Genomic DNA, 25,898 nt, shown 5'->3' with positions numbered 1-25,898 from the left:
CCTTTAGGCCAGGTAGTCGGGAGGCAGTGAGTCGAGCATGTTCTTGACCATCCGGACCGCGTACTCCGACGTGCCGCCCCCGACGATGAGCGCCGAAAACGCCATGTCTCCCCGGTAGCCGGTGAACCAGGAATGCGAGCCTCCCGCGAACTCGGCCTCGCCGGTCTTGCCGCGGACGTCGCCTGCGCCTTGCAGATCCTCGGCGGTGCCGTTGGTCACGACGAGCCGCATCATCGGCCGCAGGCCCTCCACCACCTCAGGTGAGATCACTTGCCGCTCGCCGGTAACGGTGGTCTCGCGGCCCTCGATGAGGCGGGGCACCGGGGTGTGGCCCGCCGAAACGGTAGCCGCCGCCAGTGCCATCCCGAACGGGCTGGCGAGCACCTTGCCCTGACCGAAGCCGTCCTCGGTGCGTTCGGTCAGGTTGACCGTTGGCGGCACCGAACCGCTCACGGTCGGCAAGCCCGCGATGTCGTAGTCGGGTCCGATGCCGTACTGCGAGGCGGCCTGGGTAAGCCCTCGCGGTGGCATCCGGCTGGCCAGCTCGGCGAAAGTCGTGTTGCACGAGCTGGCGAAGGCCCGTGACATCGGGACCGTGCCGAGATCGAAGCCGCCGTAGTTCGGCACCGTGCGGTGGCCGATGTCCATGGTTCCCGGACACCCGAGAAGTGTGTTGGGCGTGGCCATCTGGCGTTCGATCGCTGCTCCCGCAGTGACGATCTTGAACGTGGAGCCCGGGGGGAAAAGGCCCATGGTGGCCAGCGGACCTTCGCGGTCGGCGGCGGCGTTCTGTGCCACCGCCAGGATTTCACCCGTCGACGGCTTGATCACGACGATCATCGCCTGCTTATCGGTGAAATTGACCGAGTTCTGCGCGGCGTTCTGCACCGAACGGTCGAGGCTGATGCTGACCGACGGCGCGGGCTCGCCGGGAACCTCGTTGAGGACGTCGACGTCGACACCGTTCTGGTTGACCGTCACGACACGCCAGCCCGGGTCACCGTCAAGATCGTCGGCGACGGTCTTCTTGATCTCAGTGACCAGGGCAGGTGCGAAAGTCTCGTCGGTGGGCACCATGTCGGGCTGCGGTGTGATCACCACACCGGGCAGTGCACGCAGAGCTCCCGCGACGGCGTCGTGGTCGGCCTGCTTGAGCGTCACCAGACTCAAGGACCCCGGGGTGGAGCTGGCCTGCTCGGCGAGGCGTTGCGGATCGAGGGCGTTGTCGAAGCGGTGCAGCACACCGGCGACCGTCTGTGCGGTGGTCATGAGGTCGGCGCCGGCCGCCTTGGCGTCGAGCGAGATGTTGTACCTGTAGCCGGGCACCAGGACATTCGTGCCGGTGCGTTCATGCACCGATGCTCGCGGCGGGGAGTCGGCGCGCAGTGCGAATGTCTGGTTCTCCCCAAGCCTCGGATGCAGACCGGTTGCGCCCCACCGCACTTCCCAGCGGCCTTCGTCGCGCACCATGTTGAGCTGTCCGTCGTAGGTCCAGGTGCGGTCCTTGGGCAGGTGCCAGGTGTAGCGGTAGGCAATGCTGCCGGTGTCCTCGGCGTATTTGGTGCTCAGGACCTGGGCGTCCAGGCCAGTGGCCTGGAGTCCGGCCCACGCCTCATTGAGCGCCGCGCGGGCGGCCTCCGGATCGTCGGCCAACAGGGCGGCGGCGCTGGTGTCACCGGTGGCGAGCGCCTCGAAGAATTCCTCTGCCGTGGGCTCGGGCCCGTTGGGCCGCGGGGTGCACGCGCCGAGCGCGAGGACCAGCGCCGCAGTCGTCATCAATGCCGCGCTACGTGATACGGGTGAGAACAGTGTTGCCATTGAGGCAGATGTTACGAAGGCGAGACCTCCAGTGGGCGGAGGCGCACCGACCCGGTCACACCGAGATCCTCCATTTGCGAACGAAGTGCGAGTAACCGTCCGCAAAAGGTGGATTTCGGCGTCCGTCAGGACCCGTAAGCGCCCGCGGCCGGCGCGCGCACGACCAAAGGCACGGCCGGGAAATAGGCCGCCATCTCCGAGCGCGAGGCGCGTAGCGCGGCAGTGCCGTAGCCCCGCTTGCGGTGGTCCGGGTGGATCCAGATTCGCACCCCGACCTCGCCGTCGACCAGCTCGCCGAACACCATGCCCACCTTCGTCGACCCGACCTCGGCCACCAGCCAGGCCGCCTCCTCCGCGGCGACACGTGCCACGGCATCGCGAATCTCGTCACCGAGATCGCCTGCCGGCGCCGCGGTTCCGTCGCCCGCCGACTGCATGTCGGCGGTGCGCGCGGCGAAGATGTCGCGGTCTTCGTCTGCAGTGAACGGCCGCAGGATCAGCCGACGCGCCGACCCCGGCGTCTGTTCCGATGGGGTGAACGTCAACCCCGCCTGCTGGTCCAGGTTTTGAAACTCGTCGGCGATGCGGCGCCTTGACACCTTGGTGAGACGGTCGAACGACAGGCTAAGGACGGCCTCGGCGGCTTCTTCGGAGGTGTCGAGCAGCGCGGCGATCGACTCGATCGCCGCGTCGTAGTCTTCGGACCCGACAACCGCGTCGAGGACCTCGTGACGGCGTTCCATCGCATGGACGAGCGCAGCAGCCATCTCGCGGCTCGCCGCGGTCGCGTCCTGGGAGGTCATACCCGAAGAGTAAGCGCAGTGCTGGTTCAGTCCAGCAGGACCGTCGCAAATGACGCGATCTCGGTGAAACCGATCCGCGCATACGTTGCCCTGGCGACGGTGTTGAAGCTGTTGACGTACAGGCTCGCGATACGTCCGCCGCCGACGACCGCCGCCGCGACAGCCGCGGTGCCGGCAGTGCCGATGCCGCGGCCCCGCTGATCCGGATGCACCCACACGCCTTGGATCTGGCCGACCGCCGGAGACTGCGACCCGACCTCGGCCTTGAAGACGACGTCGCCACGGTCGAATCTGGCCCACGCACGGCCGGCAGCGATCAGCCCGGCGACCCGGCGGCGGTAGCCCCGCCCACCGTCGCCGATGCGCGGGTCGATGCCGACCTCGCCGATGAACATGTCGATGGCCGCCACCAGATACGCGTCGAGTTCGTCCATCCGCACCTGACGCACAGCCGGGTCGATGCCGCACGCAGGCGCGGAGTTCAACGCCATCAACGGTTGATGCGCACGAACGTCGCGCGCCGGACCCCAGACCGGCTCGAGCCGCTGCCACATCGGGAGCACAAGCTCGGCGCGACCGACGAGCGACGAGCAGCGCCGAGCGGAGCTCATCGCTTTGTCAGCGAAAGCATTCAGGTCTCCGAGCCCACCGCGTAGCGGAATGAGGTTGGCCCCGGCAAAGCACAGAGATTCCGTGGCGCGCCTACGGGTCCACAGTTCCCCGCCGATGGCGGACGGCTCGATACCGTGCTCGGCGACCCGGGAAGCGACCATGCAGCCTGCGACCGGATCCTCGTCGAGAACCTGCCGCACCGCCACGATGTCGCGCACCACCGACACTCTTCGTTCGTCGACGAGACGAAAAAGCGGAGGAGCCGACATCTGGACTCTTTCTGCGACTGACCCGTAGGGGGATGGCCCCACCCCCTGGGGCCAGGTCTCAGCTTACGGTCACAACGGGCGAACCGGTGACATCATCGGAACCTCGCGCCGTGCCCATTTCGGAGGCGAGCCGCATAGCCTCTTCGATCAGGGTCTCGACAATCTGCGCCTCGGGCACCGTCTTGATGACCTCGCCCTTGACGAAGATCTGTCCTTTGCCGTTACCGGACGCCACCCCGAGGTCGGCTTCGCGGGCTTCGCCAGGCCCATTGACGACGCAGCCCATCACGGCGACGCGCAACGGCACCTCCATGCCCTCCAGGCCGGCAGTCACCTCGTTGGCCAACGTGTACACGTCGACCTGGGCCCGCCCGCACGACGGGCACGACACGATCTCCAGACCACGCGGGCGCAGGTTCAGCGACTCCAGTATCTGGTTGCCCACCTTGACCTCTTCGGCGGGCGGCGCCGACAGCGACACCCGGATGGTGTCGCCGATGCCTTTGGACAGCAGCGCGCCGAAAGCCACCGCGGACTTGATGGTGCCCTGGAACGCCGGGCCCGCCTCTGTGACGCCGAGATGCAGCGGATAGTCGCACTGCGCGGCCAGCTGTTCATAAGCGGCGACCATGATGACCGGATCGTTGTGCTTGACGCTGATCTTGATGTCACCGAAGCCGTGCTCCTCGAACAGCGAGGCCTCCCACAGCGCCGATTCGACGAGCGCCTCCGGGGTGGCCTTGCCGTACTTCTTCAAGATGCGAGGGTCGAGCGAGCCGGCGTTGACGCCGATGCGGATCGGAATGCCCGCGTCGCCCGCCGCTTTGGCGACCTCCTTGACCCGGCCGTCGAATTCTTTGATGTTGCCGGGATTGACGCGCACGGCAGCGCAGCCGGCGTCGATCGCGGCAAAGATGTACTTGGGCTGGAAATGGATGTCGGCGATCACCGGGATGTTCGCCTTCTTGGCGATCACAGGTAGCGCATCGGCGTCTTCCTGCCGAGGGCAGGCGACGCGCACGATGTCGCATCCGGACGCGGTGAGTTCGGCGATCTGCTGCAGTGTCGCGTTGATGTCGTGAGTTTTGGTGGTGCACATGGACTGCACCGAGATGGGGTGGTCGCTGCCGACCCCGACATCGCCCACCATCAGCTGACGGGTCTTGCGACGGGGTGCCAGAACGGGCGCGGGCGGCGCAGGCATTCCAAGACCGATAGAGGTCACTTCGGAGTCTCCTACTGGAACAACGTGATCGGATTGATCACGTCTGCTGTCACGGTAAGCAGCGTGAAGCCCACCATCACGATGATCACGACATACGTGAGGGGCATCAGCTTGAGGTAGTTGACGGGAGCGCCGGCCACTTTGCCGCGCGCTTGACGGAACATGTTGCGGACCTTCTCGTACAGTGCGATCGCGATGTGCCCGCCGTCGAGCGGAAGCAACGGGATCAGGTTGACCGCGCCCAGCACGAAGTTCAACTGGGCCAGGAAGAACCAGAACGCCACCCAGATCCCGTGCTCGACGGTTTCGCCGCCGATACGAGAGGCCCCGACAACGCTGATGGGCGTCTCCGGATCGCGTTCGCCGCCCGTGATGGAGTGCACGAGCGCACCGATCTTCGTCGGGATCTTCACGATGGCCTTGCCGAGTTCGACGGCGAGGTCTCCGGTGAACACGAACGTGCCCGGTACCGCGGTCAGCGCGTTGTACTGCGTCGGCCCGAACTGAGCGGCGGTGACGCCGATGCTGCCGACTTCGGCGGGGACGGCCGGTCCGCCGTCCTGTCCCGCCACGAACCGCTGGCTGGGGGTGACGACGACGGTCGTGGTGAACTCGCGCACCTGACCGTTCTCGTCGCGCTGCACGGTGAGCGTCGTCGGACCGTTCTGCGCCCGCACAGCCTCGACGAGCGCGTCGAACGTCGCGACCTCGGTGTCGCCGACCTTGGTGATGACGTCGTTGGCCTGGATGCCGGCCGCCGCCGCGGGACTGTTGGCGATGCAGTCGCCCAACTGTCCCTCGGTGACCTCGGATTTGATGCACGACGTCTCCCCGACCACCGCGGTGGTCGGAGCCTTGATGTTGGGCAGTCCCCAGATGATGGCGATCGCGTAGATAAGGACAAGACCGATGATGAAGTTCATTGCAGGCCCGGCGAACAGCACCGCCACGCGCTTCCACGTCTTCTGCCGGTACATCGCATAGGGCCGGTCTTCGGGATCGAGTTCCTCGACCGCGGTCATGCCCGCGATGTCGCAGAACCCGCCGAGAGGAATGGCCTTTATGCCGTACTCGGTCTGACCCAACCTGTTCGGCCGCCAGGTGGACCACAGCGTGGGGCCGAACCCGACGAAGTAGCGGCGAACCTTCATCCCTGTCGCGCGGGCCACCCACATGTGGCCGCATTCGTGCAAGGCCACAGAGACCAGGATGGCGAGCGCGAACAGCGTCACGCCAAGCACGTACATCATCGTGGCGGCCAGTCCTAACTTCTGCTACCTGCGGGTTCGGCCTCGACCGCGCTGCGGGCCCGGTCACGGGCCCAGTCTTGAGCGTCGAGTACGTCTTCCACGGTAGCTGGTTCGGCGGCCCACTGGTCGGCAGCGCGCAGCACGTGAGCAACTGTGCGCACAATCGCGGAGAATCGGATCCGCCCGGCGAGGAACGCCGCGGCGGCTTCCTCGTTCGCCGCGTTGTAGATGGCGGTCAGGCAACCACCGGCCCGGCCCGCCTCGCGCGCCAGCGCCACCGCCGGGAAAACGTCATCATCCAGTGGCTCGAAATCCCACCGCGACGCCGTGGCGAAATCGCAGGCCAACGCCGCGCCGGAGACGCGAGACGGCCAGCCGAGCGCCAGGGCGATGGGCAACTTCATGTCGGGTGGGCTCGCCTGGGCGAGCGTGGAGCCATCGGTGAACGTCACCATCGAGTGGACGATTGACTGCGGGTGGACAACGACGTCGATCCGGTCATAGTCGACACCGAACAGCAGGTGCGTCTCGATCAACTCCAACCCCTTGTTGACCAGCGACGCTGAGTTCAGCGTGTTCATCGGCCCCATCGACCAGGTGGGATGCGTGCCGGCCTGCTCGGGGGTGACGTCGTCGAGCTGTTCGGCGGTCCAACCGCGGAACGGGCCTCCGGAGGCGGTGAGGACGAGCTTGGCGACCTCGTCGGCACTGCCCCCACGCAGGCACTGAGCGAGGGCGGAGTGCTCAGAGTCCACGGGCACGATCTGGCCGGGTGCAGCTGCCTTCTGTACCAGCGGTCCGCCGGCAACCAGGGACTCTTTATTGGCGAGGGCGAGCCGGGCGCCGGTGGCCAACGCGGCCAGCGTGGGTTTGAGGCCCAGCGCCCCGACGAGCGCGTTGAGGACGACATCTGCCTCGGTGTCCTCGACGAGGTGGGTCACCGCATCCGGACCCGAGTAGGTGACGTCGCCGACGGCAATCGCGGCGGCCTCGTCTGCAACCGCGACCCGTGTCACGCCGGTCTGGGCGCGCTGCCGCGCCAGCAGCTCAGGGTTACCGCCACCGGCGGCGAGCCCGACCACCTCGAAGCGGTCCGGGTTGGCCGCGATGACCTCGAGCGCCTGGGTGCCGATGGAGCCCGTGCTTCCCAGGATCAGTACGCGCCGCCTGTCCGTCACGCGTTCATTGTGCCGCCCCAGGATGTGACGTGTGTATGACGCCAACGGTTTCGACCCATCCAAACGGGTCCCGGCTGGGAATCACCCGTGTGCCAACTGAGTGCGGGCAACGGTGTCCGTACACGAAGGGATGAGGAAATGAAGATGACGAACCACCGGAAGACGACTGCCGCGGCCGGACTCGCTGCGCTCGCCATTTTCGGCGCCGCCGCCTGTTCGAGCGAAGAGGCTGCCAGCACCGCTTCCTCCGCGACGAGTGCGGCCGAGTCGGCCGTCGAATCAGCTACCGGCTCGGAGACGACGACGACGTCGGCCCCGGCTGCAGACCCCGCCGCCAACCTGATCGGCAGTGGATGCGCGGCATACGCCGAGCAGGTGCCCGAGGGTCCCGGTTCGGTGGCAGGCATGGCGATGGATCCGGTGACTGTCGCCGCGTCGAACAACCCGCAGCTCACCACTTTGACGCAGGCGCTGTCCGGTCAGCTCAATCCCAACGTCAACCTCGTCGACACCCTCAACGGGGGCGAATTCACCGTGTTCGCACCGACCAACGACGCGTTCGCCAAGATCGACGCGGCCACGCTGGAGACGCTCAAGACCGACTCTGATCTGTTGACGAGCATCCTGACCTACCACGTCGTTCCGGGACAGGCCGCGCCCGACGCAGTGGCCGGGGAGCACACCACCGTCCAGGGTGCGCCTCTGACGGTGACCGGCGCCGGGAACGACCTCAAGGTCAACGACGCCGGACTGGTCTGCGGCGGCGTCAAGACCGCCAACGCGACCGTCTACATGATCGACACCGTGCTGATGCCGCCGGCCAGCTGATTCTCCTCACACACCAACACCGACACGAAAGGAAATTGATCATGAATGTTTCTGTAAAGCGTTGTCTCGGAGCTGGTTTCGCAGCAGCCGCGGTAGCCGGGCTCTCGCTCGGGGTGGCGGGCACGGCTTCGGCCGCCCCTGTCGGGCCGGGCTGCGCGGCCTACGTGCAGCAGGTTCCGGAGGGCCCGGGGTCGGTCCAGGGTATGGCGATGGCTCCGGTGGCGACCGCCGCGGCGAACAACCCGCTGCTCACCACACTCACCAAAGCCGTTTCCGGCCAGCTGAATCCGAACGTCAATCTCGTGGACACGCTCAACGGGGCCGAGTTCACGATCTTCGCCCCGACGGATGAGGCGTTCGCGAAGATCGATCCTGCGACCATCGAGACGCTGAAGACGAACTCGGAGTTGCTGACCAACATCCTGACCTACCATGTGGTCCCCGGTCAGGCAGCGCCTGACGCCGTCGTCGGCGAGCACGCGACGGTGCAGGGCGCGAAGGTCAATGTGACCGGTACGCCCGACCATCTGATGGTCAACAACGCATCGGTGGTGTGCGGAGGGGTCCAGACCGCGAATGCGACGGTCTACCTGATCGACACTGTGCTGATGCCGCCGACGGCCTAGCCGCGGCTCCCTGACAGAGGATCCCCCGTACACCTCCCCCGGCTGTACGGGGGATCCTCGTCTCTCGTTGGTATCTCAAAGCCTGACCTTGGCGGTGACCTTCTCCGCGAACATCTCGACGTGCCGTGTCGAGGAATGTCGCGCCCGACCAGACCTGCACAGGCATGAACCTTTCGTCAGATTTTGCGTGCCCCTGTTTCTCGATCGCAGATAGCGGGCAGCATCAATGCCATGCCCGCCGTCCTGTGGTTTCGCCGCGATCTACGGCTCGCCGATCAGCCCGCGCTGCTGGCCGCCGCCGAGGACGACGGCGAGGTGCTTGCCTGCTACGTCCTGGACCCGACACTGAAGGCGTCGTCCGGCAAGCGGCGGCTCCAATACCTCTACGACGCACTTCGCGACCTGCAGGACAGCCTGGATGGGCGGCTTCTCGTCGCCCGCGGTGACGCGAAGTCGGTGATCCCGAAGCTCGCGAAAGCCATCGGGGCCGGCTCGGTTCACATCTCCGAGGAGCACCTGCCGTACGGCCGCCGCCGCGACGACGCCGTGCGCGAGGCGCTTCAGGGCGACGGACGGAAGTCGGGCGAGGTCGAGCTGGTCGCAACGGGTTCGCCCTACCTGGTGTCACCCGGCCGCGTCACGAAGGGCGACGGCAGCCCGTACAAGGTGTTCACCCCGTTCTACGACGCGTGGCGCAAGCACGGCTGGCGCAAGCCCGCTGAATCGGGGAAGAAGTCGGCGCGGTGGATCGACCCGGGCGATGTGAAGGGGGTGCGGGCCGTCGAAATCCCCGATCTGGGTGTCGAACTCGACCGCCCCGCAGGCGAGTCCGGGGCACGTAGACAATGGGCCGACTTCGTCGAGGACGGGCTGGCCGACTACGGCGACGACCGCAACCGGCCAGACCTCGACGGCACCAGCCGGATGTCGGCGCACCTGAAGTTCGGCACCATTCACCCACGCACTCTGGCGGCGGATCTGGGCCGCGGGACGGGCGCCCAGACGTATCTGCGCGAGCTCGCGTTCCGGGACTTCTACGCATCGGTGGTCCACGAATGGCCCCGCAGCACGTGGTGGAACTGGAACACCGCGTTCGACGCCATCGAGGTCGACGACGGGCGCGAGGCGCAGAAATCGTTCGAGGCCTGGAAGGCGGGCAAGACGGGCTTCCCCATCGTCGATGCCGGGATGCGCCAGCTCGCCGAGACCGGCTTCATGCACAACCGGGTGCGGATGATCGTGGCGTCGTTCCTTGTCAAGGACCTGCACCTGCCATGGCAGTGGGGTGCCCGCTGGTTCCTCGACCAACTCGTCGACGGCGACATGGCCAACAACCAGCACGGCTGGCAGTGGGCGGCCGGGTGCGGCACCGACGCAGCGCCGTATTTCCGTGTGTTCAACCCGACGACGCAGGGCAAGAAGTTCGACCCATCCGGCGACTACGTGAAGCGCTGGGTCCCGGAGCTGCGCGACGTCGAGGATGTGCACAACCTCGATCGCGATCGGCCCGACGACTACCCCCAGCCGATCGTCGATCACAAGCAGGAGCGCGTCGAGGCGCTGCGCCGCTACAACGCGCTGTGACTACTTCAGCGTTTGGCCTGCGTCCAGGGGCAGCGCCACGCCGGTGACGTAGCGGCCTGCCGGTCCGCACAGGTAGACCATCGCGTCGCTGACGTCGCGCGGCTCCATCATCGGCAGCTGCAACAACGGCTGCTGAGCGGCACTGAACGACGGGTGCTCGCCGACCCAGTCCGCCATCGCCTGGTTGAGCACCATGGGCGTTGCTACGCCACCGGGGTGGACCGAGTTGACCCGGATGTTCTTCTCCGCCAGCGAGCGGGCGAAGTGCCGCATCAGACCGACGACGCCGTGCTTGGCCGCGGTGTAGCCGGCCGCGCCGTGGTTCATGGTGCCGAATTCGGTACTGACCGAAGTGAATCCCGCCGCGGAGCTGGTGATCACAACGGCGCCGCCCTCAGGATTGCGCAGCAGTGCGGGCAGCGCCGCGTCGATGGTGAAGTAGACGCCGTTGAGCATCACGCCGATGGCGTCGGTGAACGCGGCGATGTCGCGGCCCTTGTCCCCCGCGGCGGGCAGGATGCCGGCGTTGGCGAGCACGAAATCCAGCCGCCCGAACGCATCGACACCTTTGGCGAGCACCTCGGAGAGACGGTCTCGATCGCGGACATCGCCGCGCTCGGCCAGGATGCGGCGGCCCGTCTTCTCGACAAGGCGTGCGGTCTCCTCGAGGTCCTCGGGGGTGGCCATCGGGTAGGCGACCGAGTCGAGTTGGTCGCACAAGTCGTAGGCGATGACGTCTGCGCCCTCTTCGGCGAATCGGACCGCATGGGCACGTCCCTGGCCACGCGCAGCGCCGGTGACCAGCACGACCTTGCCTTCGAAGAGGCTCCCCGGGCGCTCGCCTGTCATGACGGGCCAGCCTACTGCGGCCAAAGACCCGGCTCTACGGCAACGCGTAGTAGAGCTGTGTCAGAATCTTCCCAAGAAGCACTCCCGACCATTGCGACCCTGAGGAGCCAGCCGTGGCAAGCACCGAGGTGGAACGACGCACCGGCGTGGACGTCGAAGAGGTGCCGTCTGCGGAGTGGGGCTGGTCGACCGGCAGCGTCCGCGGTTACCAGATCGGCGGCATCCTGGCCGCCGCGTTCCTGCTGCTGATGATGCGCGGCAACCACCAGGGCAGGGTCGAAGATCTTTTCCTCATCGGGTTCGCGCTCTTCGTGCTGGGTTTCGTTGCCCGCAGCTGGTACACCACACGTAACCGCGACACCCGCTAGCGCCGGTCGCCAACGGCCGGCCGCGAATCACACCGCCGTGACGGCGTCTAGCGTCCCGAAACGGGCACCAGGTCGACGCCGTCGGGCGGGTACCACAGCGCAGTGCTGACGAATTCTTCGGCGGACTGTTCGGCAAGCGGCTGCCCGGTTGCCCGTATCGCATAGGCCTTGAATGCGCGCGCTGCGGTGCTGAGCTGGTGACGCACCGCGTCGAAGCGCCCGTCGGAACCGAACAACGCCGACGCGCCCCACACCGTGACCTCGACCCGCCCCGCATCGACGACCCCCAACACCGCCTTTTTGAGCTCGTCGTGACGCAACACCCGTGCGTCGACCGCGACGGCGGCAGGCGTGTCGCGCAGCACGTCGACTGCCGACGTCATCACCTCGGCGTGGACGCCGAGAACGGTCAGTGCTCGCACGTCGGATCCGGCGGGAACCCAGACGGTGACCTGCCAGCCCGCCCGGACCCGGTCGCACAACCAGCCGCCGGCTGAGGCGACAGCCCCGTCGACGTCGGCGGCGATCACTGTCATGCCGTAGGTACGCATAATCTCTCCGGCCGTGCGCACGCCGGTCTTCCTGCGTGGAATCGACCTGAAGTCGTCCAACTCGATCATCGTCATTGCGCCACCCTTCGGCGCGTCACGTCGCGCCCTCCACAGCGTGACACTATCGAGCTGATCTGTAAAGTATCGATAAAGTTTCGATGCTGCGCGATTACGCGTCGCCGTAGCGCGAAATCGCGTTCCGGCAACAGGTTCCGATGATCAGAGCGCCGGCGCCGTCGGCATGGCGAGCTCGACGGGTGTCAACTCCCCCGTCAGGCCGGATGCCTCCCGAATCTCGGAGAAGGATGCAATGAGGGCATCGGTGGCCTCGTGCGGATCCTTCAGGGTGCGATCGTCGGTGAGCACGGAAATGGAGAGTTGGTCCACGTAGCTCCACACCGTGATGTTCATGCCACTGCCCGCGACGATCGGGCCGACCGAATAGATCTCGTTGATGACGGCGCCCTCGAAACGCCCCCGTTCGCGCGGGCCCGGCACATTGGACACCGTCAGGTTCATCACCATCGCCGACTCCACGCGGCGAGCCTGCGAGCGAAAAACACGTGGCGCCATGCCGGGTGGCAGGTATGTCAGCCAGGACGGCAGCAAGTTGGGTCCGAGCAGATTGTGGTTCTCCTTCGCGATCGCCGTCGAGGTCGCAGTAAGCCTCACCCGCTGCAGCGGGTCTGCGATGTGGACCGGCAAAGATGGTGTCATGTAGGTGAATTCGTTGCCGGCGAGGCGGTCCTGTGACGTGTTGACGCTGACCGGAACCCCCGCGATCAGCGGTGAGTCCGCCGCACCGTCGTAGCGCAGCTGCAGTTCGCGCAGCGCACCCGCGGCCGTGGCGAGCACGATGTCGTTGAGCGTTACGCCCAGATGCCTGGCCGTCTCTTTGACGTCAGCCAACGCCAGCGGCGCCGTCGCAAAACGACGCCCGGGGCCGACGACATGATTGATGAAGGTCGGCGGCGGCGCGAAGTTGCGCGCCAGATCGGGATTCGGGCCGCGTTCCCTGGCCTTCCTGCGCACCCGCACGACACCCTTGGCGGTCTCGTCCACCAGTTTGGGCAGCCTGCGAAACTGCCGCAGGTGATCGCGCGCAGCACCCCGAAGCAGGTTGCCGGGCGCCGTCGAATCGGGACGGATCGCGGGCATCTGGCCGCCGATCTCAGGCGGGTGGGGCTGAATCGCCATCGCCAACTGGTTGGCGGATGCCATTCCGTCGGCGAGCACGTGGTGAACCTTGTGAATTACTGCAATCTTGTTGTCCGCCAGTCCATCTGCGATATACATCTCCCATAGTGGATGGTTGCGATCCAGTGGCGTGCTGGCGATCTCGCCGATCAGCTGGTCGAGTTCGCGGCGGCCGCCTGGCTCTGCGACGCGAGCCTTGCGGAGGTGGTAGTCGACGTCGATCTCGGCGTTCTGTACCCACATCGGGTGGTGCAACTTCATCGGGATGTCCACCAATTGGTAGCGCAGCGGAGCGAGTGCATGAAGACGTGGCAGGGCGATCTTGCGAAACAGCTCGAAGTCGAAACCGCCGACGTCCGACACGTCCAGCACGCCGATCTTGAGGGTGTGCATGTGGATCTCCGGCGTCTCGCTGTACAGCATCATGGCGTCGACGCCATTGAGTCGTCTCACGTGCCACCCCCGTCAGTCGTCGATACGCGAAGTGTCATACCCATTCCACCCAAATTTCGCCCACTTCGACGGCGATCGAGGGAACTGCCAATCCTTGTTAGCAGAAGTTCAATCGGCAGGCAGCTCCACGAAAATCGGACTTCGTGACGTTTCGCGGATCATTTGTAAACTCTCAGGCGAATCTCGAACAGCGAGGGAAAGAGCGGGACGTAATGACGCGCATGAAAACGCTTGGCCTCGGGCCACTTCGATGAGCCTGGTCGCGGGCAGCGGACCCCTCAGCCGCGATCGCGCGGGACAGCTGAGCCCGCCCACCGACGGTGACCTCGTGTACATCGAGCCGCATCCACGGCGCGTGCAAGCGTTTCTCGACGGGCGCGAGGTGATCGACACCGAACGCGCGCTGATGGTGCATCGGCGCGGCGCGGCGCTGAGTTTCGCCTTCGCCGCCGGCGAGGTCGGCAATCTTCCCAGCCACGAGGTCCCCGAGGCGCCGGGTTACGTCGTGGTGCCGTGGGAGGCCGTGGACACCTGGCTGGAGGAAGGCCGCCGTCTCGTCCATTACCCGCCCAACCCCTACCACAGGGTCGACTGCCGCCCCACCAACCGCGGCCTGCGCGTAACGGCGGCGGGCGTCACATTGGTGGACACCGTCGACACCGTCATCGTGTTCGAGACTGCGCTGCACCCGCGGCTCTATGTGTCGCCTGCGCTGGTCGACACCGGACTGCTCCGTCGCTCGGAGACGTCGACCTACTGCAACTACAAGGGTTACGCGACGTACTGGAGCGTCGTAGCCGGTGACACCGTCGTTCAGGACGCGGCGTGGAGCTATGACGAACCACTCCCGGAGAGCCTGCCTCTCGCCGGTCTCCTCTCCTTCGACGACACGAAGCTCGAGGTGGTGGCCGAGCTTCCGCAATCGGCGTCCTACGACGACTGTCGATGCCGGCTGTGAGCGGCGTCACATATGGTCGTGACCACCCACCCTACGGTTGCGTAATCGTAGGTTTGCGCAGGTTACGCTTGCGTATGTCTTTGCTGAGCCGTCACACTCCGCGGTATGGCTCAAGGGCACTACATCGCCAACGTCCGGGACCTCGCCTTCAACCTGTTCGAGGTCCTGCGCCTCGGTGAGGTGCTCGATGCCGGCAATTACGGCGATCTGGACACCGACATCGCCCGCACGATGCTCGACGAGGTCGCGCGCCTGGCCGAGGGGCCGATCGCCGCGACGTTTGCCGATGCCGACCGCAATCCGCCGATCTTCGACCCTGCGACGCATTCCATCTCGGTCTCCGACGAGATCAAGCGCACCGTGGCCGTGGTGAAGGACGCCGGGTGGTGGCGGGTCGGCATCGCCGAGGAGATCGGCGGCGTCCCTGCGCCCGCGGCGCTGATGTGGGCGCTGGGCGAGATGTTCTTCTGCGCCAACCCGGCGCTGGCGTTCTTCCACTCCCTCGGTCCCGCGATGGCTCATGCGCTCGCCATCGAAGGCACTGAGCAACAACGGATGTGGGCCGCTCGAGGACTGGAGCGGGGCTGGGCGGCGACGATGGTCCTCACCGAGGCGGATGCCGGCTCCGACGTGGGCGCGGGGCGCGCGAAGGCGATCGCGCAGCCCGACGGGACGTGGCATATCGAGGGAGTTAAGCGATTCATCTCCGGCGGCGATGTCGGCGACACCGCCGAGAACATCTTCCATCTCGTGCTCGCCCGGCCGGAGGGCGCGGGACCCGGTACCAAGGGTCTGAGCCTGTTCTACGTACCGAAGTTCCTGTTCGACCCCGAGACGCTTGAGCTCGGCGAGCGCAACGGCGTCTACACCACCAACCTTGAGCACAAGATGGGGCTGAAGTCCTCCCCGACCTGCGAACTCACCTTCGGCGCGCACGGCAGGCCCGCCGTCGGGTACCTCGTCGGGAACGTCCACAAAGGCATCGCGCAGATGTTCACCGTGATCGAACACGCCCGGATGACGATCGGCGTGAAGTCCGCGGGCACGCTGTCGACCGGCTATCTGAATGCGCTCGCCTACGCCAAGGAGCGCATCCAGGGGTCCGATCTGACGCAGATGACCGACAAGACGGCTCCGCGGGTGACGATCATGCACCACCCCGACGTGCGTCGCAGCCTGCTGACGCAGAAGGCGTACGCCGAAGGACTGCGGGCGCTGTACATGTACGCCGCAGCGCATCAGAACGACGACGTGGCCGCACTGACGTCCGGCGCCGACCCGTCGATGGCTCACCGCGTCGACGATCTGTTGCTGCCCATCGTCAAAGGCGTCGGTTCCGAGCGTGCCTACGAGATGCTGACCGAATCGCTGCAGACCCTCGGCGGCTCGGGCTTCCTCCAGGACTACCCGATCGAGCAGTACATCCGTGACTCGAAGATCGACTCGCTGTACGAAGGCACCACCGCAATCCAGTCGCTGGACTTCTTCTTCCGCAAGGTCGTTCGCGACCGCGGCGAAGCCCTTGCCCATGTGGCGGCTCAGATCACCCGCACCGTCGACTCGTGCGACGCGCGACTCAAGCCCCAGGCGACGTTGTTGGCCGCGGCGCTGGAGGACGTTCAGGCCATGGTGGCGACAGTAACCGGATACCTGCTGGCGGCCTCGGAACAGCCCGACGAGATCTACAAGGTCGGCGTGGTCTCGGTGCGCCTACTGCTGGCAGTGGGCGACCTGATGATCGGCTGGCGGTTGCTCGAGGCCGCACACGTCGCGCACGCGGCGCTGGAAGCCGGCGCCGCCGCCGAGGATGCCGCGTTCTACGAGGGCAAGATCGCCACGGCATCGTTCTTCGCGGCCACCGTGCTGCCGCAGCTGTCGGCGGTGCGCCGGGTCGTCGAAGACATCCACGACACCGCCGCCGACCTGATGGCGTTGCCCGAGGCGGCCTTCTGAGCCAAGCTTCTGCTATGGCCCGCTGGTTCGCCCTCAAGCCCGCCGATGCCGGCTTCTTCACGTCCGCACCGCACGTGTTCCGGTATGTGAAGCACTTCGACACGCCGCCCGCGCAGGTGTGGGAGTCGCTGCAGTCCGACGAGTCGCTGGCCGCCTGGGGCAACACGGTGGGCTCGCTGACCTGGACGTCCCCTCGCCCGTTCGGGGCCGGCACCACCCGGGAGGTAGGCACCGGCCCTGTCCTGGTTCGCGAACAGTTCTTCGAGTGGACCGAAGGCAGCGGATACGCCTTCTTCGCGACCGAGGCCAACGTGCCGCTGTTCCGGCGATTCGCCGAGGACTATCGGATCGAGCCCGAGGGCACCGGAACACGCTTCACCTGGTTGGTGGCCATCGAACCGGTCGGCGCTCTGAAGCTGCCGTTCAAGGTCTTGGCACCGGCCGTCAGGGCCGCATTCGGCCGCGCGGCCTCCGACGGACAGAAGTACTTCGCCGCCCGATAGGGTCGGCACCTGAGACAGGTGGCAACCGCAGTTGGATCGCGCAGCTGCTGCAGTTCGAGCGCCACGGCGACGCAGGAAGCGCTATGGCGCGTGTAGTTCTCGCCGAAACTGCATTCCGCGCGCCCTCCACGCACGATTCGGCGCGTGGAATGCAGTTTCGGCGGTAGGTTCTGGCTCGTGTCGACGCTGACGAACCGCCAGATCGTGTTACGCCGCCGCCCCGACGGGCTGGTCGCTCCCGATGACACGGAGCTCGTCACGGTTCCCGCGCCCGAACCCGGCGAGGGCGAGGCGCTCGTGCGCACGACGTACGTCGGCTTGGACGCAGCTGTGCGGACGTGGCTCGACGACCAGCCGAGCTATCTTCCTCCGGTCCAGTTGGGCGAGGTCATCCGGGCCGCCGGTATCGGAGAGGTCATCGAATCCCGTTGCGCCGCCTACTCTGTCGGCGACATCGTGACCACCCTGACCGGTTTCCAGGAGTACACGATCGTGCGCGACGACCTCTTCACGACGCCGGTGCCTGGCCGGGGCGATCAGGTCGACCAGCTGGCCGTGATGTCGATCTACGGTCCGACGGGCGCCACCGCGTACTTCGGGATGACGGGTATCGGGCGCCCGCAACAGGGTGAGACGGTGGTCGTGTCGGCGGCCGCCGGTGCCACCGGATCGGTTGCCGGCCAGATCGCCAAGATCGCCGGTGCCCGCGTGGTGGGCATCGCCGGTGGTCCCCACAAGTGCCAGGCCGTCGTCGAGGACTTCGGGTTCGACGCGTGCATCGACTACCGAAACGAGGACGTGCCCGCCGCGCTGAAAAGGCACTGCCCCCAGGGCGTGAACGTCTACTTCGACAACGTCGGCGGGCCTATTCTCGACGCGGTGCTGGGCAGGCTCGCGCACAAAGCCCGCGTCGTGCTGTGCGGCGTCATCTCCAGCTATCTGACGGGCCGGCATCCCGGGCCGGCGAACTACGTCAATCTGCTCGCGAAAACCGCACTGATGCAGGGCTTCAACGCACTCGACGAATGGGGCCGGTTCGACGAGGCCTTCGCCGCGCTCCGCGGTTGGGAAGAACAGGGCCTGCTGACCCATCGGGAGCACATCTGGGAGGGCATCGAGTCATGCGTGGATGCCCTCAACGGATTGTTCACCGGCGCCAACATCGGCAAGACCTTGGTCAGGGTCTCGTAGACGGGCTCATAGTCGGCCGATGACGGTCTCTCCGAACTCGTCGATCGCCTCGAGCGCGTGCGCGAGGCTGTCCCCGGGCGCGTTCACCTGAATCCACGTCACGCCCGCCTTCTCCAATTCGACGAGACCGGAGAGGAATTCGTCAGCATTGAAGTTTCCGGAGCCCGGTGCTCCGCCCGCGTCGTTGGTGAAGGTGATGTCCACGCCGCGGGGATCGCGGCCGGCCTCGTCCAGGCGGCGGCGCAGATCGTCGATGCCCGCCTTGAGGTGCTCCGTGGATTCCAGCGCCGCTGTGCGCGCCGTCTGCGCCAGAAGCGCCGGGGCCCGGAACGGGCACCAGCCCTGGGCGTACTTCGCGACCCTCGCACGCGCCGCCGAGGTGTTGCCGCCCACCCAGATCGGCGGGTGTGGAGCGCTGACCGGTCTGGGGTGTGCGGTGATGCCCGTGGCGGTGAAATGCTTGCCCTCATAGCTGAGATCATCGGTGGTCCAGACCTCGCGGATGACGTGGAGCGCCTCTTCGAAGAGACCGGCGCGCTCGTCGAAATCCACCCCCAGTGCTGTGAATTCGCGTTTGAGGTAGCCGACGCCGACGGCGAGCGTGAATCGGCCGTCGGAGATCAGATCAAGGGTGGCTCCGGCCTTGGCGACCACGAAGGGGTTGCGGTACGGCAGCACTACGACGTTGGGGATGAGCCGCAAGGTCGTGGTGTGCGCTGCCGCGAAGCCCATCGCGACGAAGGGGTCGAGGGCATCGTGGCCGCCCGAATCGAGCCACCGCTGGGTCGGCGCCGGGTGGTCGGTGAACCCGAAACCACCGAAGCCTGCCTTCTCGGCCGCAGCGGCCACCCTCGCGATACCCGCACCCGTGACCAGTTCCGGGTTGTAGGGATGGCTGTGCATCGGATGGGTGATTGCGAACTGCATGCCCGGCCTCCGAGGTCAGAATCGTCTTCTCTGCTCCAGAGAATGTCGTTACCATGCAGGCGGCGGAAAGTACAGCGGCGGGAGCGACGATGAGCAGTCCGGAGATCGGTGTCTATCTCCCTCAGATGGGCTTGTCGTTCGAGGACCTGCTGCACCGCGCTCGGCGATGCGAGGAGCTCGGGATCGACTCGCTGTGGCTCTACGACCATCTGTACGGGCCCGGGATGCCGGAGTACCCGTCGATGGAGGCGTGGACGCTGGCCACCGCGTTGCTCAGCCGCACCGAGCGGCTGCGAATCGGCCATATGGTCCTGTGCAACCAGTTCCGGCATCCGGTCACGCTGGCGAAGATGGCGACCACGCTGGACCAGATCTCGGGCGGGCGGCTCTCGCTCGGCATCGGCAGCGGCTCGATCGAGGACGAGCATCGCCGCGCCGGTCTGCCCTGGGGCACGTTCGCGGAACGCTCCGAGCAGCTCGGCGAGACGCTGCAGATCCTTCATCAAGCATTCGCCGACCAGCGAATCGACTTCTCCGGCAAGCACTTCAGCGTCACCGATATGCCCGTCAAGCCCGGCCCCGTCCAGCAGCCTGGGCCGCCGATCGTCGTCGGCGGTGTCGGTGAGAAATTCACGCTGCCCCTGGTGGCGCGCTACGCCGACGTGTGGAACGTGCCGACCTACGCGCTGGACCAGATCGAGACGAAGATCGCGGTGCTGCGGTCGATCTGCGAGGACATCGGCCGGGATCCGTCGAGCATCGTCCTCTCCATCGAGGCGGTGATGGCGTTGGCGCCCGACGACTCCTCACTGCAGAAGGTGCGCAGCCTTGCCGAGAAGCGCTTCGGCGGCGAGGGTTTCGGGTTGTATGACACCAACCTGATCGGCACTCCCGGCTCCATCGTGGATCGCTTGGGCGAGCTGGTCGAGAGGGGTTTCGGTCAAATCGTGTTGTTCACCCACGACCGGTGTTCGGACCAGACGCTGGATCTACTGGCGACTGAGGTCATCGCCGCGCTCTAGCCCGTCGAACGTGGGCCTAGAGCACGCGAATCACGCGTTCTGCGTGCGCTATCCCCACGGTCAGCGCGGCGGCGAGTAGTTCGGCTTACCCAGCCCGAGGGCGTGCTGGGCGATCATGTTGCGGAACACGTCGAGCGTGCCGCCGTAGATACCCGTGGGCGACGCCAGCCGAAAGAGGTACTCGGCACTGAGCCCGTCGGGCAGTGCAGACGCGGCTCCGAGGATGTCCATCAGATCCGGTGTCACGTCCCGCAACGTCTGAGCGATCGCCACGCGTCCGAACATGCCGGGTGCGCTCATGGCAGCCTCCAGCCGCGCGACGCTGCGACCCAGCCGATAGGCCACGGCATCGTCGGCGACATCTGCGGCTCCGGCGATCCGGTCGATCTCGTTGGCAAGCAGCAGGGCGTGCTCCGTCATGACGGCGATCTTGTGCAGGCCGCTGCTGTCGCGTTCCACGGTGCCGTGCTCGGCGTTGAGCGCCTCACGCAGAACGGCCCACCCGCCATTGACTTCTCCGATGCGATAGCGGTCGTCGATGCGGACGTCGCTGTAGAACGTGATGTTGGTGCGGTCGCCGTCGACGGTGCGGATCGGCTGGATGTCGACACCTGGCGCATCGAGCGGGACGAGAAACATGGTCAGGCTCTGATGCTTCGGGGCGTCCGGATCGGTGTTGGTGATCAGGAAGACGTACTGGGCGTGGTGGGCGTTGGAAGTGAACATCTTGGAGCCGTTGATGATCCACGTTGATCCATCCGCTTCCCGGACGGCCCTGGTCTTGCACGTCGCGACGTCCGATCCACCTTCAGGTTCGGTATAGCCGAGACACAGCCGGTAGTGACCGGACAAAGTCTTGGGGAGCACCTCCGCTTTGAGCTCATCGGAGGCGAACTTGTCGACCGCGGTCGCGACCATCGACGTCGTGCCCCAGTGAAACCACGGCGTCTGCGCCCGGCCGATCTCCAGCTCCCAGATACGCCGCTGCACGGCAGTGAAGCCACCCTCGCCTTCGGGACGCCAGTCGCGCTCCAGGTAGCCTGCCGCACCTAGCGCCAGGTGGACGTCCTCGTCGAAGTTGTCGCCGGTCTCGCGGTCTCGCCTGAGCACGTTCTCGGTCACCACCGACGCGAGGAACTCCCGCAACTCGGCCTGGAACGTCGTGTCCTCTTCTGACAGCGCGACTTCAGAGAAGTCCATACCGACATCTCCCCTCTGCTTGGCGCACTCCACGCAGCGTGACATTATGGCGTGAGTTTGTAAAGCAGCGGCATAGAAGGGCAGTCTGCGTGGGAATCGTGACGACGACATCGGAGACCGCGTTCACCCAGTCGCCGGAGGAGATCTACGACTTCGTGACCAACCCCGTCAATTGGACGAGGACGTATCCCGGCAGCGCGCACGTCGGCAAGGTGCCCGAGAAGCTACCGCTGGAGGTCGGCGACACGTGGACCGAATCGGGCCCCGACGGGACTCGCATCTTCACGTGGCATCTCGCGATCGCGATGCGACCCACGTTGTGGATGTTCAACTCGGTCGGCAACCTCGGACACGACAGCGACGGAAACGGCGGCATGCCCGGCCGAATCACCGTGCAGTACAAGTTCACTCGGCCCGGCCAGGGCATCACCCTTTTCAGCCGCACCATGACGGTCGAGGCGTTCAAGGACTCTCCGCTACCCGATGGCTTCTTCCGCACGGTCAACCCCGCCAACATCGACGCCTACCACGAGGCGATTGCGCGCGAGCTGGCGAAGGAAGGCTCAACGTAGAAAAGCCCGGCGGAGCGCCGCACCCTGGATATCGAACAGTTGGCCGCTGGTTTCCCAGTCCGGCGCCAGCGAGTCGAACCCGTGGCACGTCCCGCCGAACACGTGAAGCTCGGTGGTGACCCCTGCCCACATCAGTCGCAGCGCGTAGTCGATCGCCTCGTCACGCAACGGGTCCAGCTCGGAGCAGGTGATCAAGGTGGCCGGCAGCGAGGAAAGCTCGCCGGCCCGCGCGGGCACGGCATCGTCGGGGACGGACGCACCCGCACCATAGTGCCGCCACATCCACGCCACAGCTTCGGCATCGAAACCCGGAGTCGCGGTGAACTCCTCCTTCGACGGGGTCGGCCTGTCGTCGAGCACCGGCTGGTGCAGCAGCTGGAACACCACCGGCGGCCCCTCGCCCTCCCCCGATCGCTGCGCCAACCGAGCAGCCAGCGCGGCGCCTGCGCTGCTGCCGGCGACCGCGATCGCGGCCGAGTCGATGCCCAGTTCGGCGGCACTGCGCACCGCCCACTCCAGGATTGCCGCAGCGTCGTCCAACGCTGCGGGAAACGGCTCTTCGGGCGCGAGACGATAGTCAACGGACAGCACGGTGACGCGGGCCCGGCGCGCGAGCTCGATGCACTGACGATGATCCGTGTCCAGATTGCCGAGCACGAAAGCGCCTGAGTGGCAATAGATCACCGCAGGTGATCGCGGAGGGCCGCCGCGGTAGATCCGCACGGTGACCAGGTGACCGTTCGCGACGGCGACCTCACGCTGCTCGACCTCGACCCCGACGAGATCGGCCGTCCTGGCCGCTTCGGCGCGGCGCTGGTTCAGCGAGTCGCGAACCGCGCCGAGCACCGGCGGAGACAGATCGGTGCGTGCGGAGATCAAATGCCGCAGCGCAGGATCAAGGCGGTCCGCGATGTCGCGGATCGGCACCATCATCGCTTCACCGCGGTCTGGCCGCCGACGTGGATGGGAGAGCGAGTCGCCGGGGCGTCGAAGGTGTACTCGCGCGGACGGAACCACCGGGTGAGTCCCCAGAAGTCCCGGGCGCTGCGCGGCCACTGGGTGACGACGCGTCCGTTGGGAGCGCGGAAGTAGTTGCTACACCGTGTCAGCCATACCGTGCCCTGCATCCAGCCGTCGACCTTGTCGAGGAAGCGCTTCATCGCCTCGCTCCTCACCTCGATGTACGACTTGTTCCTGCGTCTCATATAAGTCAGTGCGCGCACGATGTAGCGTGCCTGCGCCTCCAACATGAAGATGACGCTGTTGGAGCCGACGTTGGTGTTGGGCCCGTACAGCATGAAGAAGTTGGGATATCCGGGCACCGCCATTCCCAGGTAGGCGAAGGCTCCGTCAGTCCACGTGTCGCGCAGCGCAACCCCGCCGGCACCGCGGACATCGATCTGGCCGAGATAGTCTGCGGCGGCGTACCCGGTAGCGCACAGGACCACGTCGACATCGAGCTCGGTGCCGTCCTCGGTGACCAGCGAGCGCGACCGCAGCGCACGTGCCGGGCTGGACACCACATCGACGTGCGGCTGGGTGAGTGTCTGTAGGTAATCGGTGGCGAACACGAGCCGCTTGCAACCGAACGGGTGCGTGGGCGTCAGCTTGGCACGCAGTGCGTCGTCTTTGACCGTCGCCTCCAAGGTCCGCAGCGCAATGCCCTTGAATTCTTCGGTCTTGTCGCTGCCGTTTTCGATGACCGAGATGTTCGACTCGCTGCGAAACCACAGCCGGATGCGGTAGACCTTCTTGGCCAGCGGAATGTGGGCGAACATCCATTTCTCCCGCGCGGTGTACTCGCGATCCGGTTTGGGCAGTACCCAGGTCGGTGAGCGCTGAACCGAATACACCATTGAGGCCTGCTTGGCGACTTCTGGAACCAATTGCGCCGCAGTCGATCCGGTACCGAGGACAGCTACCTTCGCACCACGCAGATCAACCGAGTGGTCCCACTTCGCAGTATGCATGATGGTGCCGGTGAAGGGTTCTTCCTCGACGAGATCAGGCATTACAGGCTGGGTGAACAGACCGACTGCCGACACCACGATGTCGAAGCGATGTTCCTCTCCGGTGGATGTCACCAGGCGCCATTGGCGTTCCTCGGAAAACCACTGCGCCGAGACGATCTCCGTATTCAGCCGCAACTTATCGTGCAGCCGGTAGCGCTGTGCGCACCTCTCGAAGTACTCGAGGATCTCCTCCTGGCCCGACCACAGGCGCGACCATCCCGCGTTGAGGTCGAACGAATACGAGTACAGGTGCGACTTCACGTCACAGGCCAGGCCCGGATACGTGTTGATCCGCCACGTTCCACCGACGCCGGCTTCGCGATCGAAGATGGTGAAGTCGTCGAAACCCGCTCTGCGCAGGAAAATACCGAGTGCCAGTCCGCCCGGGCCGGCGCCGATGATGCCGACGGAGAAGGTCTTGCGCATACGAGGAGCGCCGGGGAAGGTGGCCATAGGGGTCGTCATCCAATCTGGAGGGACTGCCCACCATCGACGATGAGCTCAGAGCCGGTGATGAACGTGGCGTGCTCGGAGACCAGGAACGCGATGGCGTCCGCGATCTCCGTCGGCACGCCGATCCTCCCCATGAGCGTATGCGCGGCGAGGCGACTCTGGGTCGCGCTGTCGAGCATCGGCGTCTCCACAGGTCCCGGGAACACCGCGTTGACCCTGATTCCGTGGGGCGCCAATTCGACTGCGGCGACCTGGGTGAGGCCGCGCAGCGCCCACTTCGACGATCCGTAGGCGCTGTGGTTGGGGAACGGCCGGATCGCGCCGGTGCTGCAAGTGTTTACGATCGCCGCGCCGTGGGCGCCGCGCAAATGCGGCAGCGCGGCCTGCATGCCCAGGAACGGCCCGAGGCAGTTGACTCGCCAGCTGCCCTCGAAACCGGCGGCGGTCTCCTCCGACAGCGAGGCACGGTGCAGCACACCGGCATTGTTGACCAGCGCCGTCAGCGCACCGAAGTGTTCGACGATCCTGGTCACCGCGCTCTCCCACTGCTCGGTCGAGGTCACGTCGAGGGTCACGGCCAGAGCCCGGTCGGTGTGCAGGTCGGCGACGGTGCCGGCAACCTCGTCGGTGAGCAGATCGCATGCTGCGACGCAGAATCCGTCCTGCAGGAGCCTGGCGGTAATCGCGGCGCCCTGCCCTCGGGCGGCGCCGGTCACCAGGGCGACGCGCTCGGCGGGCATCAGGCGTCCTCTCCGAGCGCATCGGCGAGGTGTGCGGCGGCCCCGCGACGCAGTGCCTGCGATTCGGAGGCCAGTGTGATCATGTGAAATCCGTGTTGGGCGAGCATGTTCCCTGCGGTTCCTGTGCTCGCGTGGATGGCGCTGACCAGCCCTGCCTCGGTAGCGATGCGCTGGACCTCGAGGATCACGTCGAAAACGTCGCGACGGGCCCATGCTTCCGTCGGTCCGTGGCCCATGGAGATGGCCAGATCGGCGGGACCGACATATATTCCGGTGAGCCCGTCGACACCGCAGATCTCCTCGGCGGCAGCCAGACCACGCGTCGTCTCGATCATCGCGAAGACCGACACCCGTTCCTGTAAGGCGATGGGGTCGATACCCAGGCTCGCACGAAGCGGACCGAAGCTGCGCACCCCGCCGGGGGCGTAGCGTGTCGCGGCCACCGCAGCGGCGGCGTCGGCCGCGGATTCCACCATGGCGATGACGACGCCGTCGGCGCCTGCGTCTAGAACTCGTCCGATCGGTGCGGGTGCCGCGTCGGGAAGACGCACCAGCGTGGCAATGGGTACGTGCTCGAGGCGGCGCAGCATCAACGCGACGTCGGCGTCGCTGAGGTAACCGTGCTGGATGTCGAATCCGACGTAGTCGTAACCGGCGGCCGCGTACTCCTCGGGCCCGATCACCGTCGGCCCCACCAACCAGCCGCCCCACACGTGCGGTTTTGCGGCCAGGGCGTCCTGCAGTCTGCTCGTCATC

Annotated in this window: 25 protein-coding genes; 10 read left to right on the top strand and 15 right to left on the bottom strand. The window is 66.3% G+C overall.

The features are described from left to right. Positions 1-3 precede the first annotated feature (3 nt). From AWC12_RS21555 to dxr, 6 genes are all read right to left on the bottom strand, one after another. Positions 4-1,818 (bottom strand): penicillin-binding transpeptidase domain-containing protein, encoded by a 1,815-nt coding sequence (locus AWC12_RS21555; RefSeq protein WP_085176857.1) that lies wholly within the window; start codon positions 1,816-1,818, stop codon positions 4-6. Between the two features lie 125 nt (positions 1,819-1,943). Then, complete coding sequence (locus AWC12_RS21550) at positions 1,944-2,621, bottom strand: GNAT family N-acetyltransferase (protein WP_085176855.1); 678 nt, start codon at positions 2,619-2,621, stop codon at positions 1,944-1,946. A 26-nt stretch (positions 2,622-2,647) separates the two neighbouring features. Continuing rightward, positions 2,648-3,502 (bottom strand): GNAT family N-acetyltransferase, encoded by an 855-nt coding sequence (locus tag AWC12_RS21545; RefSeq protein WP_024447101.1) that lies wholly within the window; start codon positions 3,500-3,502, stop codon positions 2,648-2,650. 58 nt (positions 3,503-3,560) lie between these two features. After that, positions 3,561-4,727, bottom strand: a complete 1,167-nt coding sequence (gene ispG / locus AWC12_RS21540; protein WP_024447100.1) for a flavodoxin-dependent (E)-4-hydroxy-3-methylbut-2-enyl-diphosphate synthase — start codon at positions 4,725-4,727, stop codon at positions 3,561-3,563. A gap of 11 nt (positions 4,728-4,738) precedes the next feature. Further along, complete coding sequence (locus tag AWC12_RS21535; protein WP_024447099.1) at positions 4,739-5,977, bottom strand: M50 family metallopeptidase; 1,239 nt, start codon at positions 5,975-5,977, stop codon at positions 4,739-4,741. Between the two features lie 14 nt (positions 5,978-5,991). Further along, positions 5,992-7,155 (bottom strand): 1-deoxy-D-xylulose-5-phosphate reductoisomerase, encoded by a 1,164-nt coding sequence (gene dxr, locus AWC12_RS21530; RefSeq protein WP_085176853.1) that lies wholly within the window; start codon positions 7,153-7,155, stop codon positions 5,992-5,994. Positions 7,156-7,293: 138 nt separating this feature from the next. On the opposite strand from dxr, the gene AWC12_RS21525 reads away from it, so the two are divergent. The 3 genes from AWC12_RS21525 to AWC12_RS21515 all read left to right on the top strand — a co-directional run bounded on the left by AWC12_RS21525 (position 7,294) and on the right by AWC12_RS21515 (position 10,193). After that, positions 7,294-7,983, top strand: coding sequence for a fasciclin domain-containing protein (locus AWC12_RS21525; RefSeq protein WP_207576462.1), 690 nt, complete (start codon positions 7,294-7,296; stop codon positions 7,981-7,983). Between the two features lie 41 nt (positions 7,984-8,024). Then, positions 8,025-8,609: a fasciclin domain-containing protein gene (locus AWC12_RS21520; RefSeq protein ID WP_024447096.1), complete on the top strand. Its 585-nt coding sequence runs from the start codon at positions 8,025-8,027 to the stop codon at positions 8,607-8,609. A 231-nt stretch (positions 8,610-8,840) separates the two neighbouring features. Then, on the top strand, positions 8,841-10,193 hold the full coding sequence (locus AWC12_RS21515) for a cryptochrome/photolyase family protein (RefSeq protein ID WP_085176851.1): 1,353 nt from the start codon (positions 8,841-8,843) through the stop codon (positions 10,191-10,193). On the opposite strand, the gene AWC12_RS21510 is transcribed toward AWC12_RS21515, so the two are convergent. Next, positions 10,194-11,042 (bottom strand): mycofactocin-coupled SDR family oxidoreductase, encoded by an 849-nt coding sequence (locus AWC12_RS21510; RefSeq protein ID WP_024447094.1) that lies wholly within the window; start codon positions 11,040-11,042, stop codon positions 10,194-10,196. A gap of 113 nt (positions 11,043-11,155) precedes the next feature. Here AWC12_RS21510 and AWC12_RS21505 point away from each other — a divergent pair, with 113 nt between their 5' ends. Beyond that, on the top strand, positions 11,156-11,410 hold the full coding sequence (locus AWC12_RS21505; RefSeq protein WP_085176849.1) for a DUF2631 domain-containing protein: 255 nt from the start codon (positions 11,156-11,158) through the stop codon (positions 11,408-11,410). Between the two features lie 47 nt (positions 11,411-11,457). On the opposite strand, the gene AWC12_RS21500 is transcribed toward AWC12_RS21505, so the two are convergent. Together AWC12_RS21500 and AWC12_RS21495 are read right to left on the bottom strand one after the other, a co-directional pair. Then, the gene (locus AWC12_RS21500; RefSeq protein ID WP_024447092.1) at positions 11,458-12,036 is read right to left on the bottom strand and encodes a hypothetical protein; all 579 of its coding nucleotides are present in this window, start codon (positions 12,034-12,036) and stop codon (positions 11,458-11,460) included. 144 nt (positions 12,037-12,180) lie between these two features. Further along, positions 12,181-13,611: a WS/DGAT/MGAT family O-acyltransferase gene (locus tag AWC12_RS21495; protein ID WP_024447091.1), complete on the bottom strand. Its 1,431-nt coding sequence runs from the start codon at positions 13,609-13,611 to the stop codon at positions 12,181-12,183. Positions 13,612-13,861: 250 nt separating this feature from the next. Between AWC12_RS21495 and AWC12_RS21490 the strand changes: the two genes are divergently transcribed. The 4 genes from AWC12_RS21490 (at position 13,862) to AWC12_RS21475 (ending at position 18,216) form a co-directional block, all read left to right on the top strand. Further along, positions 13,862-14,569 (top strand): DUF427 domain-containing protein, encoded by a 708-nt coding sequence (locus AWC12_RS21490; protein WP_085176847.1) that lies wholly within the window; start codon positions 13,862-13,864, stop codon positions 14,567-14,569. 105 nt (positions 14,570-14,674) lie between these two features. After that, positions 14,675-16,522 (top strand): acyl-CoA dehydrogenase, encoded by a 1,848-nt coding sequence (locus tag AWC12_RS21485; protein WP_024447089.1) that lies wholly within the window; start codon positions 14,675-14,677, stop codon positions 16,520-16,522. Positions 16,523-16,536: 14 nt separating this feature from the next. Beyond that, positions 16,537-17,025, top strand: a complete 489-nt coding sequence (locus AWC12_RS21480; protein ID WP_024447088.1) for an SRPBCC family protein — start codon at positions 16,537-16,539, stop codon at positions 17,023-17,025. Positions 17,026-17,202: 177 nt separating this feature from the next. Continuing rightward, positions 17,203-18,216: an NADP-dependent oxidoreductase gene (locus AWC12_RS21475; RefSeq protein ID WP_085177359.1), complete on the top strand. Its 1,014-nt coding sequence runs from the start codon at positions 17,203-17,205 to the stop codon at positions 18,214-18,216. Between the two features lie 6 nt (positions 18,217-18,222). Here AWC12_RS21475 and AWC12_RS21470 read toward each other — a convergent pair whose 3' ends face one another. Next, the gene (locus tag AWC12_RS21470; protein WP_024447087.1) at positions 18,223-19,143 is read right to left on the bottom strand and encodes an LLM class F420-dependent oxidoreductase; all 921 of its coding nucleotides are present in this window, start codon (positions 19,141-19,143) and stop codon (positions 18,223-18,225) included. 89 nt (positions 19,144-19,232) lie between these two features. Here AWC12_RS21470 and AWC12_RS21465 point away from each other — a divergent pair, with 89 nt between their 5' ends. Continuing rightward, the gene (locus AWC12_RS21465; protein WP_024447086.1) at positions 19,233-20,165 is read left to right on the top strand and encodes an LLM class flavin-dependent oxidoreductase; all 933 of its coding nucleotides are present in this window, start codon (positions 19,233-19,235) and stop codon (positions 20,163-20,165) included. Between the two features lie 60 nt (positions 20,166-20,225). Here the strand turns inward: AWC12_RS21465 and AWC12_RS21460 are convergent, their stop codons facing one another. After that, positions 20,226-21,365, bottom strand: a complete 1,140-nt coding sequence (locus tag AWC12_RS21460; protein ID WP_024447085.1) for an acyl-CoA dehydrogenase family protein — start codon at positions 21,363-21,365, stop codon at positions 20,226-20,228. An 89-nt stretch (positions 21,366-21,454) separates the two neighbouring features. On the opposite strand from AWC12_RS21460, the gene AWC12_RS21455 reads away from it, so the two are divergent. Continuing rightward, positions 21,455-21,937 (top strand): polyketide cyclase, encoded by a 483-nt coding sequence (locus AWC12_RS21455; RefSeq protein ID WP_024447084.1) that lies wholly within the window; start codon positions 21,455-21,457, stop codon positions 21,935-21,937. Here AWC12_RS21455 and AWC12_RS21450 read toward each other — a convergent pair. Genes AWC12_RS21450 through AWC12_RS21435 form a run of 4 tightly spaced genes read right to left on the bottom strand, consistent with a single transcriptional unit; the run spans position 21,929 to position 25,897 of the window. Beyond that, a complete protein-coding gene (locus tag AWC12_RS21450; protein WP_036465146.1) occupies positions 21,929-22,867 on the bottom strand; it encodes an alpha/beta hydrolase in 939 nt (312 codons plus the stop codon). The genes AWC12_RS21455 and AWC12_RS21450 overlap by 9 nt on opposite strands. Beyond that, on the bottom strand, positions 22,867-24,375 hold the full coding sequence (locus AWC12_RS21445) for a flavin-containing monooxygenase (protein WP_085176845.1): 1,509 nt from the start codon (positions 24,373-24,375) through the stop codon (positions 22,867-22,869). The genes AWC12_RS21450 and AWC12_RS21445 overlap by 1 nt, the downstream gene beginning before the upstream one ends. Positions 24,376-24,410: 35 nt before the next feature. Next, positions 24,411-25,142: an SDR family NAD(P)-dependent oxidoreductase gene (locus AWC12_RS21440; protein WP_024447081.1), complete on the bottom strand. Its 732-nt coding sequence runs from the start codon at positions 25,140-25,142 to the stop codon at positions 24,411-24,413. After that, positions 25,142-25,897, bottom strand: coding sequence for an HpcH/HpaI aldolase family protein (locus AWC12_RS21435; protein WP_024447080.1), 756 nt, complete (start codon positions 25,895-25,897; stop codon positions 25,142-25,144). The genes AWC12_RS21440 and AWC12_RS21435 overlap by 1 nt, the downstream gene beginning before the upstream one ends. Position 25,898: the final 1 nt, after the last annotated feature.

This window comes from Mycolicibacterium iranicum (assembly GCF_002101705.1).
Taxonomy (GTDB): Bacteria; Actinomycetota; Actinomycetes; order Mycobacteriales; family Mycobacteriaceae; genus Mycobacterium; species Mycobacterium iranicum.
The sequence above is the reverse complement of the archived record's forward strand: the minus strand, read 5'-3'. Positions and strand labels throughout refer to the sequence as shown.

Excerpts from the sequence above, each read along its gene's own strand:
- AWC12_RS21550 (WP_085176855.1), bottom strand. The coding sequence starts at position 2,621 with ATGACCTCCCAGGACGCGACCGCGGCGAGCCGCGAGATGGCTGCTGCG.
- AWC12_RS21535 (WP_024447099.1), bottom strand. The coding sequence starts at position 5,977 with ATGATGTACGTGCTTGGCGTGACGCTGTTCGCGCTCGCCATCCTGGTC.
- AWC12_RS21510 (WP_024447094.1), bottom strand. The coding sequence starts at position 11,042 with ATGACAGGCGAGCGCCCGGGGAGCCTCTTCGAAGGCAAGGTCGTGCTG.
- AWC12_RS21490 (WP_085176847.1), top strand. The coding sequence starts at position 13,862 with ATGAGCCTGGTCGCGGGCAGCGGACCCCTCAGCCGCGATCGCGCGGGA.
- AWC12_RS21485 (WP_024447089.1), top strand. The coding sequence starts at position 14,675 with ATGGCTCAAGGGCACTACATCGCCAACGTCCGGGACCTCGCCTTCAAC.
- AWC12_RS21515 (WP_085176851.1), top strand. The coding sequence starts at position 8,841 with ATGCCCGCCGTCCTGTGGTTTCGCCGCGATCTACGGCTCGCCGATCAG.
- AWC12_RS21460 (WP_024447085.1), bottom strand. The coding sequence starts at position 21,365 with ATGGACTTCTCTGAAGTCGCGCTGTCAGAAGAGGACACGACGTTCCAG.
- AWC12_RS21440 (WP_024447081.1), bottom strand. The coding sequence starts at position 25,142 with ATGCCCGCCGAGCGCGTCGCCCTGGTGACCGGCGCCGCCCGAGGGCAG.
- AWC12_RS21500 (WP_024447092.1), bottom strand. The coding sequence starts at position 12,036 with ATGACGATGATCGAGTTGGACGACTTCAGGTCGATTCCACGCAGGAAG.
- AWC12_RS21545 (WP_024447101.1), bottom strand. The coding sequence starts at position 3,502 with ATGTCGGCTCCTCCGCTTTTTCGTCTCGTCGACGAACGAAGAGTGTCG.
- AWC12_RS21465 (WP_024447086.1), top strand. The coding sequence starts at position 19,233 with ATGAGCAGTCCGGAGATCGGTGTCTATCTCCCTCAGATGGGCTTGTCG.
- AWC12_RS21525 (WP_207576462.1), top strand. The coding sequence starts at position 7,294 with ATGAAGATGACGAACCACCGGAAGACGACTGCCGCGGCCGGACTCGCT.
- AWC12_RS21435 (WP_024447080.1), bottom strand. The coding sequence starts at position 25,897 with ATGACGAGCAGACTGCAGGACGCCCTGGCCGCAAAACCGCACGTGTGG.
- AWC12_RS21470 (WP_024447087.1), bottom strand. The coding sequence starts at position 19,143 with ATGCAGTTCGCAATCACCCATCCGATGCACAGCCATCCCTACAACCCG.
- AWC12_RS21450 (WP_036465146.1), bottom strand. The coding sequence starts at position 22,867 with ATGGTGCCGATCCGCGACATCGCGGACCGCCTTGATCCTGCGCTGCGG.
- AWC12_RS21445 (WP_085176845.1), bottom strand. The coding sequence starts at position 24,375 with ATGCGCAAGACCTTCTCCGTCGGCATCATCGGCGCCGGCCCGGGCGGA.
- AWC12_RS21520 (WP_024447096.1), top strand. The coding sequence starts at position 8,025 with ATGAATGTTTCTGTAAAGCGTTGTCTCGGAGCTGGTTTCGCAGCAGCC.
- AWC12_RS21555 (WP_085176857.1), bottom strand. The coding sequence starts at position 1,818 with ATGGCAACACTGTTCTCACCCGTATCACGTAGCGCGGCATTGATGACG.
- AWC12_RS21480 (WP_024447088.1), top strand. The coding sequence starts at position 16,537 with ATGGCCCGCTGGTTCGCCCTCAAGCCCGCCGATGCCGGCTTCTTCACG.